The following is an 11,889-nucleotide window of genomic DNA, read 5'->3' as shown; positions in this document are numbered from 1 at the left end:
TTTTAAAAATCATTCATTTTATCTAAAAAAATATTAGCTTTGAATTATGTCAGCTACATTTTTAGAACTTCCGTGTTTCAAATATTCTCTTAGAACTTTAGAGGTTTCTAAGAAATCATTTTTATTTATATTTTTATATTCATTATAAAGGTTTTCAAAAGTTACTTCATCTTGGAAAAACTCTTTATGAATAGCATCTTTTCCTGATTTGTATAAAAAGATATTTGCTAATCCAATAAAAGGTAGTTTAACAAATAATCTTCCTAAAAAGTAGTCAACTTTTTTTGCAACATAACTCATGACAAAAGGAGTTCCAATAAGTGCTGCTTCAAGTGTAGCAGTTCCACTACAAATAAATCCAAACTCTGCTTGCTTTAACTCTTCGTGCGAATCACTTGAAACTTTAAATAATGAAATATCTCCATAATATTTTTTGATAAACTCTTCATCAAACTTTTTAGGAATGATTAAAATATGTTCTTTATCTTTTATTTTTGAAGCAAGTTGTCTATATACATTCATGTGATTTACAATTTCTGTTTTTCTACTTCCTGGCATATAAATGATTTTATTTGTATTTGTAAGTTCTTCTTTAAATTCTTTTATTTCATCAAGTAAAGGATGACCCACATAAGTTATTTTTTCCTTATCGGTGTAAAGTTCACTTTCAAAAGGAATAATAGAACAAAGTTTTGTACAAAAGTTTTGTAATTTAAAAACTCTTTTTTTCTTCCAAGCCCAAGCTTGAGGTAAAATATAATAAATAATCTCTTTATTTGGATATCTTTCTTTTAACTTTTTTGCTAAGGGAAGATTAAAACCAGAGCTATCCATAAGTAAAACTTTGTCGCAATCACCTGCAAGTTCTACAAGTTCATCACGAAGGCGAAAAAAGAATCTAAGTTTTTTTATTGCGTCTGTAAAACCCATGATAGCTAAAGATGTTAAATCATATAAAGGATTACCTAAAGAGTTATCAAAAACCCCTTTTAATTCTACATCTTCACGTAAATGTTTTTTTAATTCTTTTAGGTGAATATTTGATGAAGCTTCCATTGCACAAACTAGAAGTTTCATATAAGTACTTCCTTAACATCTTCATAAATAACAGAATCTAGTTCTATTTCGTATTTTCCATCTATTACTTCATCTACAATAACAATAGCTGAAAGTCCATATGGATTTTGAGTAATAGCATTTCTAATATTTAGTTCTGATTCAAATGTAGGAGGATTATACATTAGTTTTAAAACATTTCTATATGTGCTATTTCCTATTGAATTAAACATATCTATACTTAAGATTTTTACTTCATCTTTATTTAAATAAGCTACTTCATCTTTTTCGTAAGCTATTCTTCCGTTCATTTTTTTTCTATTTAGAGTTGAATAACATAAAAAATAAGAAGGAATTACTTTTTTGTCTATTTTAACTTTAGCACTTAAAAGCCTATAGTTTAAAAATCTTTGTTTAATAATTTGATATGGAATACCTTGCTCTTCCATTTCATCTCTTTTTTTATAAAGTTCAAGCCTACTTTCTATTGATTCTGGAAGGATTTGGTGAGAAAGGGGTGAAAACATTTCATCCATGATTTTCTTTTGTTGTTCTCTTTGAGCCGTTAGTCCAAATAAACAGCCACAATAGTTTTGTCTATATAGACTATTTTCTTTTACAACTTCACCTTGTTTTTGTGTTCCACTTCCACTTCTATAGTCTTTAAAGATAAACTCACAACCAAGTTCTTCTGTAAGCTTAGCTCCAATTTTTTCTAATTTATCTTGAGATTTTTTAGGAGAAATAAGCAGTGAAGTAGTAAATTTATCATGTCCTAACTCTAAAGCTTTTTTTGCACTAACTTCTAATCTGTCATCATAACAAACTGTGCATCTATCACCTTTTTCAGGTTCATTTTCTAAGCCTTTTACTTTTTTTAGCCACTCTTCTAAGTTATAAGGACCTTCAAGAAGTTCAATACCAAGTTTTTTACATGAATATTCAACATCAAGATATCTAAGTCTGTATTCATTATATGGGTGAATATTTGGGTCATAAAAAAAGCCAACAAGTTTTTCATCTGGAAAATCTTCTTGCAACCTTTCTAAAAAATAGTGTGAATCTACTGCGCAACAAATATGTACTAACAAGGATAACCTTTGATTAATTATAGTTTTTTTTGTATTATAGTGGAAACTTTTATAATAAAGGATTAGGAATTAAAAAGTTATCTTTTCTTGTTTTTTTCATAATATTTTTTACTGGATGCTCTTTTAATCAGCCAAAAATTGTCTCAAGTGCCACTATACTTATAAAAACACCAAAACTAAAATTTTATGATAAAGGCTTTATCTCTAAATTTGAAAACTTTACTAGAGTTGAGGTATTTTCAGCAGGTGTTACTGTTTTACGCTTAGATATTTATGATAATCAAGTTTGTAAAGACACCTTTAAATGCCAAAAAAGCAAGAACTTCAACAAAGAGTTTTTACATAGTTCTTATGAAAAAAATTTTTTAAAAAATTTGTTTGAAAAAGATGAAAAAATTATTATTCACAGAGATAAAGAAAACTCAATCTTAATAAAAATAAAAAAAGATTAATAGTACAATCCCAAAAAATAGAACACTTAGAAAGGACATAAATATGAAATATGTTGGAGCACATGTTAGTGCTAGTGGTGGCGTTTATAACGCTCCAATCAACGCTAGAGAAATAGGTTGCAAAGCTTTTGCACTATTTGTTAAAAACCAAAGACAGTGGAGAGCAAAGGATTTTGATACAAAGACTTTAGACAAATGGTTTGAGGAGTTGGAAAAAACAGGTATTGAAGCAAAACATATCTTACCTCACGACTCTTATTTAATTAACTTAGGGCACCCTGAAGAAGAGAAAAGACAAAAATCATTAGATGGGTTTTTACATGAGATTGAAAGATGTGAGATACTAAAACTTGATAGACTAAACTTTCACCCAGGAAGTCATTTAAGAAAGATAAGTGAAGAAGAGTGTTTAGATAGAATTGCTTTATCACTTAATCAAGCAATTGATGCTACAAATGATGTAAAGCTTGTAATTGAAAACACTGCAGGTCAAGGAAGTAACCTTGGATATAAGTTTGAGCATTTAGCTTATCTAATTGATAAAGTTGAAGATAAAAGTAGAATTGGTGTGTGTATTGATACCTGTCATATGTTTACTGCTGGATATGATATAAGAACAAGGGAAGCCTATGATAAAACTTGGAAAGAGTTTGATGAGGTAGTAGGACGACAATATCTTATGGGTATGCACTTAAATGATTCAAAGCCAGAACTTGGAAGTAGAGTAGATAGACACCATAGTTTAGGAATGGGACAAATTGGTTGGGATGCCTTTAGATTTATCATGAATGATGAAAGAATGGATGATATTCCACTGGTTTTAGAAACTATTGATGAAGAGATTTGGGCTGAAGAGATTCAAGCTTTATATAGTTTTATTAAATAAAAATAAGAAAATAGATTTACTCTATTTTCTCATTTCCACCAAAAGAGGTATATAAACTTACTCTGTTTATCAATTCATTTAGTTTTGTATCTATTAAAGCCCTTTTTGAATCAAAAAACTTTTTTTGTGAAATTAACACATTTAAATAGTTTCCCAATCCATACTTATAAGAGTTTAAAGATACCTCATAACTTTTTTTTGCTGTATTTACTAAATCTTTTTGTGCATTAAGTTGTTTAGTTATATTTGCTCTTTCATCCAAAGCATCAGATACATCTTTAAATGCAGATTGGATGGTTTTTTCATATTGGGCAAGGGCTATTTTTTGTTGAGCTTTTGCATAATCTAAATTTGCCATATTTTCACCTCCTTTAAAAATAGGCAAATTGATACTTGGAATAAAAGACCATACAGTACGAGAATTTCCATTAAATAATGAACTCAAAGAACTACTTGCCAGACCATAATCTGCAGTTAAACTAATAGAAGGGAAAAAGGCAGCTCTTGCAACACCTATATTTGCATTTTTTGCTTTTAAATTGTATTCTGCCTGAATAATATCAGGACGAGATAATAAAACTTTTGATGAGATTCCAGGTTGAATTAACATAAGACTTTTTTCATTCTCTTCAAAACCGCTTGGTATTAAATTTTTAGGAATATTTGCTGATACTAATAACTCAAAAGTATTTTTATTTTTTTCAATAATTGTTTTTTGATTTAAAAGGCTTACTTCTGCTTCTTTTAAACTTGTTTTTGCACTAAAAACATCATCAATTAAGATAATGCCCATATCAAACTTTTTTTGTGTTAATTCATATGATAAGGTTAAATTTTCAATACTTTTTTCTAATATTTTTAATTGTTCAATATTGGCACAAAGAGTATTCCAATTATTAATAACTTCAGATATTAAACTTATTTTTGTTGCTGTTGTTGCATATTTTGTAGATAAGTAACTTTGTAATGCAAAATCATTTGAATTCCTGATTTTTCCAAATAAATCAAGCTCATAAGAAGTTGCAAATTTTGAAGAGTATGTACGAGATATTTCTGTATTATTATTTGATGAAATATCTCTTGAATTTGTATTATTGGCTTTTGCTTCAATAGAAGGAAAATATTTTGATTTTTCTATTCTATATGTAGCTTTTGCTGATTCTATATTTAAAATTGCTATTTTTAAATCTTTGTTATTTTCAAGAGCCAATTTAATCAATTTTTTTAATTTATCATTTTTTACAAAATCTTGCCATTTTGGTTGAATATATTCTACTTTACTATTTTTATCTACAGCATTTTCAAATTTAGATGGAATTACAGAGTTATTATATACAATCTCTGGTTTTAAACTACATCCTGTAAATATAAGAATATTTATTAAAATAAATAAAGATTTAAACATTTTTTGTACCTTTTTGCTCTTTTTTACTAAATAATTTTTTTACTAAGATAAATAAAAGAGGAACATAAAATATTGCTAAAACTGTTGCTGTCAGTGTTCCACCAATGATTCCTGTACCTATTGAGATTCTACTATTTGCTCCTGCTCCTGTTGAAATAGCTAAAGGAATAATACCAGCAATAAAAGCTAATGAAGTCATAATTATTGGTCTAAATCTAAGTGTTGCTCCTTCTACTGCTGCAACTGTTAAGGATTCACCTTTTTTATAAGCAGTTTCAACAAACTCAACTATTAATATTGCATTTTTTGAAACCAGTCCAATTGTTGTCAAAAGTGCAACTTGAAAATATATATCATTGTTTAAACCTCTAAAATATACTGCAATAACAGCTCCAATAACTCCTAATGGCACAGCTAATAAAACAGAAAAAGGAATACTCCAACTCTCATATAAAGCAGCTAAACATAAAAATATTACAACTAAAGATAATGCATATAAATATACAGCTTGCCCACTTGATAATCTTTCATGATAAGATAAACCACTCCATGAGTATTTAGTGTCTTTATTATTAAGTTTTGCTAATCTTTCCATCTCATCCATCGCAACTCCAGAACTTACACCAGTAGCAGCTTCTCCTTGAATTAGATAAGAGGCTAAACCATTATATCGTGTCAATGATTTTTCAGCTGTTTTCCAAGAGATATCAGTAAACTCTTCAAAAGAGACCATTTTATTTTGATTATTTCTAACATTCCATTGATATAAATCTTCAGGTTTAGATCGGTATTGGGCATCAGCTTGTACATAGACTCTTTTTATTCTTGATTTATCAATAAAATCATTAACATAAGAACCAGCCCATGCTGTATTTAATGTATCATCAATATCATCATATGATAAGCCCAAAGAAAATATTTTTTTCTTATCATAATTAAGTTTTAATTGTGGTGTTTCTTCAGTTCCTTCAACTCTTCCATTTACTATCAATTCATTTGAATTTACTTTTTCTAATAAAGAATCTTTTGCTTCTATTAAATCATCTCTTGTCATTTTAGCACCAGCTTGTAATTGAAATTCAAATCCATCTGTATTACCCAAACCTGGAACAGAAGATGGATTCATAACAAATACTTGTGCATCTCTTATAAAATATTTTGATGTATTATCTGTAAAATTCATCATTGCTCTATTGGCAATAGAATCTGCACTATTTTCTATACCAGCTCTTTGATTCCAATTTTTTAACTCAACAAATCCTAATCCCCCATTTTGTCCATTTCCTGAAAAAGTAAAACCAACAATTGAAAAAATTGAATTTATAGTATTTTTTTCTTCTGTTAAAAAATAATCTCTTATGATTTTTTCAATATTTTCAGAACGTGTTGCACTTGCACCAGCTGGAAGGGTAAATTGAATCATCAAATCACCTTGATCTTCAGGTGGTATAAATCCCGTAGGTAATTTTATAAAAAATAAAATACTAACTGCTATTATTACCACATAAGCAACAAGTGATTTAAAAGGTGCATTGATAAATTTAAAAATACCTGCTTTGTATTTTTTTGTTAAATTACTAAATTTTATATTAAACCAATCAAGGACATCATTACTTTTTTTATTTGTATTATGAGGTTTTAAAAATGTAGCACAAATAGCAGGAGATAAAGTTAATGCTACAACAACAGATAAAACCATTGAAGATATAATTGTAACTGCAAATTGTTTATATATAATTCCAGTAGAACCAGTAAAAAATATCATTGGTAAAAATACTACAGAAAGTACAGTTGCAACCCCAATTAAAGCACTAGTGATCTCATCCATTGCTATAATTGTGGCTTCTTTTGCGCAAAGTTTTTTCTCTCTCATGTTTCTTTCTACATTTTCAACAACAACAATAGCATCATCAACCAATAAGCCTATAGATAATACCATTGCAAACATAGTTAAAGAGTTTATTGTAAATCCTAAAAAATTTAAAATAGCAAAGGTACCAAGCAATACAACGGGTACGGCAATAGCAGGGATTATAGTGGCTCGCCAACTATTAAGAAAAACAAACATTACAACAACTACTAAAAATATGGCTTCAAATAGTGTTTTTACAACTTCTTTTATAGACTCTTCAATAAAAATAGTTGTATCATATGGATATGAAACTACGTATCCACTTGGCAAAGAGTTTTCAAATGATGATAAATATTCTCTAACTCTTTTTGCTACATCTACAGCATTTGCCCCAGCAGATAATTTTACACCTATACCACTTGATTGATAACCATTATTTTTTGATATAAAAGAGTAATCATTGCTACCTAATTCAACTTTTGCAACATCTTTTAAAAAAACATCTGCACCATTTTTATTGCTTTTTACCACAATATTTTCAAACTCTTTTACATTTTCTAATTTATCTCTTGATACAACATCTGCATTTAATTCTTGATCTTTTATTTGTGGTCTTGCTCCAATACTTCCTGCAGATACTTGTGAATTTTGCTTTAAGATTGCATTATTTATATCTGCTGGTATTAGATTATAAGATTTAAGTTTTTTGGGATCTATCCAAACTCTCATTGCATATTCTGAACCAAAAAGTTCAACTCCACCAACACCCTCTATTCGAGAAAGTCCATCTTTTATATTGGTGATTAGATAATCTGAAATATCACTTTCATCTGATTTTCCTGATTCATCATGCATACTAACTATCATAAGAAAATCATCTTGTGATTTTACGACAGTCACCCCTTCTTTTCTAACATCTTCTGGAAGCCTTGGTAATACTTGTTGAATTTTATTATTTACTTTAACTTGAGCAATATCTGGATCTACACCTTTTTCAAATACAACATTTATACTTGAACTTCCTGTTTGACTTGTTGAAGAAAAATAAAGTAATCCATCTAATCCAGTTAATTCTTGTTCTATAAGTTGAGTGATACTATTTTCAATAGTTTTAGCTGTTGCACCAGAGTATGTTGCTTGAATGTTAATTGTGGGAGGAGCAATATCTGGATACTGCTCTACAGGTAAATTTTTAATAGAAAGTATTCCTACTAACATTATAAGTAACGATATAACCCAAGCAAAAATTGGATGATTAATAAAAAAACGAGCTATCATTTTACTTCTTTTTTTGAATTATCTACATATAAGTTATTAACATTTTTAGGAATAACTATGCTATTTTTATTTATTTTATTTAAACCTTCAACGATAATTTTATCTGTTTGTAAAAGGCGATCTGTTACAAGCCATTTATTTCCTACTGCTTTTTCTACAGTTATTGTTTTTTTCTGTATTGTGTTATCTTTTTCAATAATTGTAACCATATAATTTGATTTTCCATCCAATGTAACTGCTTGTTGAGGAACTAAAAAAACATTAGAATAAGTACCAATATCTATTATGGTATTTACAAACATATTGTCCAATAATTCCCCTTCAGGATTTGGGAACTCTGCTCTTAGCGTCACATATCCTGTATCTTCATCTACTGAAATTTCTTGAAGTTTAAGTATCCCAGAGTGTGCATATCTTGAATTGTCTGGTAATATAATATTTACAGGGATATCCTGTTTTTTATTGTTGTTTTTTGTTATCTTTTTTAATTTAAATAATTGATTATTTGACTGACTTAAATCAGCATATACTCTACTTGTATCTCTAATTGTAGTTAATTCATTTGTTTGATTAGCTAAAACTAAAGATCCAATCGTATAATTTGATATTCCAATAAAACCAGAGATTTGTGCTTTTATTTTTGTTCTATCAAGATTTATTTTCGCACTTTTTAGTAAAGCTTTATTTTGTTCAACTAAAGCAACAGCTTGTAAATATGCAGCTTTTGCATCATCTACATCTTGTTGTGATACTACACTAAATTTTACAGATTTTTCATATCTTTGTTTTTTTAGTTTTAGAGTTATTAAATTTGCTTCTGAATTTTTAAGTGTTGCTAAAGCTTCATTGTAAGCAGCCTGATAAGAGTCTGAATCAATCTCATATAAAATATCACCTTTATTTACATAAGTTCCTTCTTTGAAAAGTTGTTTTTTTATAATACCATCAATTTGTGGTCTAACTTCAGATTTATAAATAGCTTTTATTCTTCCTGACAACTCTTGTTGTAAAGGAACTTCTTGTTTGTTTAATGTTATGTATCCAACTTCAGTTTTTTGTTCTTCTTCTGAAAAACTATTGTTTTGTTGATTTCCACATCCTAATAAAAAAATTGTAACGAACAATAAAAATAAACTTTTTAAGCAAAATTTCATTAATTAACCTTTACAATACATACGTATGTATTTAATTTGAAGAATACTATTTAAAGAAGTCTTAATTTTTTATTAAATAATATAAAAATGAAAAGGAAAAATTTGAGTAAAAAGAATAAAATAGATAAAAGTCAATTAATAAGTATTCTTGAAGATATTATTTTAAGTGAGGGTCTTTCAGGTTTAAGTATTAGAAAAGTAGCAGCTAAAGCAAATATTTCAATAGGTGGAGTTCAATATATTTTTGGAAATAAAGAAGCTATGATTCAAGCTGTTTTAGAAAAGAATGAAGATGAATACAACCAGCATATAAAAAACTTATCAAAAAGTGATGACTCAAAATATTCAGAGTTAAAAGCACATATTGAATATATTTCAAAATACAATAGTACTAAAGAATTTGATAAAATATCTAAAGTTATTACTATTCTTCTACAAGATAAATCTGTTTTTGAAGGGCTACATGAGTGGCACAGTAGTGCCTTAAAATCAATTGATACAAACACAGAAGAAGGTAGAAAATTAAGATTGGCTTTTTTATTTTCTGAAGTAATGTTTACAGCAATGAATTTAAACTACGTTAAACTATCAGATAAAGAACAAAAAGAGGTTTTTGAAGATTTAAAAACTTTTTTATTGTAAAAATAATTTAGTTTTATTTTTATAATATTTTATCTTAACTCACACATCTTTTTTAAGCAATTTTTTTGGACTAAATTTTCTAAACAGTATAATTGCAATTACAAAAGTGAATGCTTCTGCTAAGGGAATAGCCATAAATATGCCATTGTCACCAAATACAAAAGGTAGAGTAAGTATAAAAAACACTGGAAAAATAAGACTTCGAGAGAGTGCTATAATCATTGAAGCCAAAGGTTTATGCATGGCTGTTAAATAAGATGATATTACAAGATTAAGCCCATCAAAAAGAAAAACTATCCATATAAATTTTGTAAAATTTAAAACAATTTGTTTAGTATCTAAATTACTATCTACTAAAAAAATATTAGCTAAAGTTTCAGGTAATAAGAGTATCAATATTATCATAACAACTCCTACTAAACTTGTAGATATAAAAGCCAGTTTTATAAACTCATCTATTCTTGTATATTTTTTTGCACCAAAGTTTTTACTGATAATCGGTTGTAAAGAGTCACTAATACCAAAACTTATCATAATACCAATCATTAAAAGATAATTAATAACAGTAAATGCTGCAATACCTTCTATGTCAAAATTTTTTATCATCACATAGTTAAAAATCAAAGTGGTTATTCCCACTGATATTTCATTGACAAACTCTGATGTTCCATTGTAGCAGGCTTTGATGATTTGAGTATAATTTCCTATGGGTTTTACAAACTTTAAAGTTGCTTTTTTTGAAAAGAAGTGTGGTAAAAGAATGATTAGTAAAGCCATCTGTGAAAGACCAGTTGCTAATGCTGCACCAAAAATACCTTTTTGTAAATATACAATCATAAACCAATCTAAAATAATATTGATAAGAGCACTTAAAAGTAAAGCTATAAAGGCAAGATTTGGTCTATTGTCAACTCTTACAAAATAGTCAAAGACTACACCTATCATTAAAAAAGGAATAAATATCAACATAACTGATAAATACTCTATAGCAATGGGTGTCAACTCTTTATTAGCACCCAATAGACGCAATAGGGTTTCGATATTTAAATATAAAACAGTGCAAGTTAAAAAACTAAAAAGAGAAATTGTTATAATTGTTTTGCTAAAAACAATTGAAGCATTGTAAAGATCTCCTTCCCCAATAAGCTTCCCTGCAACAACACTACTACCTACTGATAACATCAATGCAAATCCAAATAAAAAAGAGAAAACAGGAAAACTTATATTGATTGAAGCAAGTCCACTATCACCTACATGATTCCCTATAAAAAAGCCATCAACTATACTTGCAGATGATATTGCCAACATTCCTAATACCGAAGGTATCGAGTATTGAAAAAAAATTGATGATATTTTAGCTTTTGTTACGTTCATATCGATTCTTTTAATATTTTTTTGATAACTTTTCAATTTCTGAAAAGTAGTTTGATAATTCGGTTTTTAAATCATAATTTTCTATCATTACTGATAATAAAAACATTCCATCTGCTGTAGAACATAAAGCTTTTGCTAAATTTTTTGACTCTGGTTGGAAATTACCTTTTTGAATTTCATCATCAAAGAGTTGTTCTAAATATTTAAATATTGTTTTGTATAAATTAGTGTTGAATTCTTTTATTTCCTTGTCATCTGAAGTAATATACATATGCAAAGTATTGATATACAATTTTCTTAAATCTACGTATGGTTTATCTTCATTGAGGTATATTTCAAAAATTAAATTGATTTTATTAATATAGCTCTCTTCATATTTATATTTTTCTTTTATCTTATTCATCAGTTCAAATGATTTTTTTGACATAACTTGGTAAATTAGTTGTTCTTTTGTAGAAAAATAGTGATAAAACTGTCCTTTTGACATTTTAATGTCAGTAATAAATTTATTTAATGAAAATTTATCAATTCCATTTTCAACAAAAGCATTATAAGCTTCATCACAAATATAATCAATTTTTTCCTCTTTGTTGACCATTCTTGGCATAATTATCCCTTTTATAAACTGGTGGTCTAATTATACAGTTGAATGCTTCACATTAAATAAACTAGCGATTTGTTATATAAGTGATGTTTCTT

10 protein-coding genes are annotated in these 11,889 nt (G+C 27.8%); 3 read left to right on the top strand and 7 right to left on the bottom strand.

Annotated elements, in window-relative coordinates:
- Window positions 1-33 precede the first annotated feature (33 nt).
- A complete protein-coding gene (gene lpxB, locus CRV01_RS08735) occupies window positions 34-1,077 on the bottom strand; it encodes a lipid-A-disaccharide synthase (protein ID WP_129007825.1) in 1,044 nt (347 codons plus the stop codon).
- Window positions 1,074-2,147, bottom strand: a complete 1,074-nt coding sequence (locus CRV01_RS08730; RefSeq protein ID WP_129007824.1) for an epoxyqueuosine reductase QueH — start codon at window positions 2,145-2,147, stop codon at window positions 1,074-1,076. Before CRV01_RS08730 ends, lpxB begins: the two co-directional genes overlap by 4 nt.
- 29 nt (window positions 2,148-2,176) lie before the next feature.
- On the opposite strand from CRV01_RS08730, the gene CRV01_RS08725 reads away from it, so the two are divergent.
- Together CRV01_RS08725 and nfo are read left to right on the top strand one after the other, a co-directional pair.
- Window positions 2,177-2,599 (top strand): hypothetical protein, encoded by a 423-nt coding sequence (locus tag CRV01_RS08725; protein WP_258238368.1) that lies wholly within the window; start codon window positions 2,177-2,179, stop codon window positions 2,597-2,599.
- Between the two features lie 43 nt (window positions 2,600-2,642).
- A complete protein-coding gene (nfo, locus tag CRV01_RS08720) occupies window positions 2,643-3,485 on the top strand; it encodes a deoxyribonuclease IV (protein WP_129007823.1) in 843 nt (280 codons plus the stop codon).
- Between the two features lie 16 nt (window positions 3,486-3,501).
- Here the strand turns inward: nfo and CRV01_RS08715 are convergent, their stop codons facing one another.
- From CRV01_RS08715 to CRV01_RS08705, 3 genes are read right to left on the bottom strand one after another with little or no spacing between them, the layout of a single operon-like run.
- Window positions 3,502-4,890 carry a TolC family protein gene (locus tag CRV01_RS08715; RefSeq protein ID WP_129007822.1) on the bottom strand — a complete coding sequence of 463 codons (1,389 nt, stop codon included), beginning with the start codon at window positions 4,888-4,890 and terminating at the stop codon, window positions 3,502-3,504.
- The gene (locus CRV01_RS08710; protein ID WP_129007821.1) at window positions 4,883-8,020 is read right to left on the bottom strand and encodes an efflux RND transporter permease subunit; all 3,138 of its coding nucleotides are present in this window, start codon (window positions 8,018-8,020) and stop codon (window positions 4,883-4,885) included. The genes CRV01_RS08715 and CRV01_RS08710 overlap by 8 nt, the downstream gene beginning before the upstream one ends.
- Window positions 8,017-9,174 carry an efflux RND transporter periplasmic adaptor subunit gene (locus CRV01_RS08705; RefSeq protein WP_129007820.1) on the bottom strand — a complete coding sequence of 386 codons (1,158 nt, stop codon included), beginning with the start codon at window positions 9,172-9,174 and terminating at the stop codon, window positions 8,017-8,019. The genes CRV01_RS08710 and CRV01_RS08705 overlap by 4 nt, the downstream gene beginning before the upstream one ends.
- A gap of 102 nt (window positions 9,175-9,276) precedes the next feature.
- Between CRV01_RS08705 and CRV01_RS08700 the strand changes: the two genes are divergently transcribed.
- On the top strand, window positions 9,277-9,816 hold the full coding sequence (locus tag CRV01_RS08700) for a TetR/AcrR family transcriptional regulator (protein ID WP_129007819.1): 540 nt from the start codon (window positions 9,277-9,279) through the stop codon (window positions 9,814-9,816).
- Window positions 9,817-9,855: 39 nt separating this feature from the next.
- On the opposite strand, the gene CRV01_RS08695 is transcribed toward CRV01_RS08700, so the two are convergent.
- Window positions 9,856-11,190 (bottom strand): MATE family efflux transporter, encoded by a 1,335-nt coding sequence (locus CRV01_RS08695; protein ID WP_129007818.1) that lies wholly within the window; start codon window positions 11,188-11,190, stop codon window positions 9,856-9,858.
- A gap of 10 nt (window positions 11,191-11,200) precedes the next feature.
- Window positions 11,201-11,797, bottom strand: coding sequence for a TetR/AcrR family transcriptional regulator (locus CRV01_RS08690; protein ID WP_129007817.1), 597 nt, complete (start codon window positions 11,795-11,797; stop codon window positions 11,201-11,203).
- Window positions 11,798-11,889 lie beyond the last annotated feature (92 nt).

Origin of the sequence: Arcobacter sp. CECT 8983 (assembly GCF_004118855.1) — a bacterium.
GTDB lineage: Bacteria > Campylobacterota > Campylobacteria > Campylobacterales > Arcobacteraceae > Halarcobacter.
Note: the sequence above shows the minus strand (reverse complement) of the source record. Positions and strands in the feature narration are given on the sequence as shown.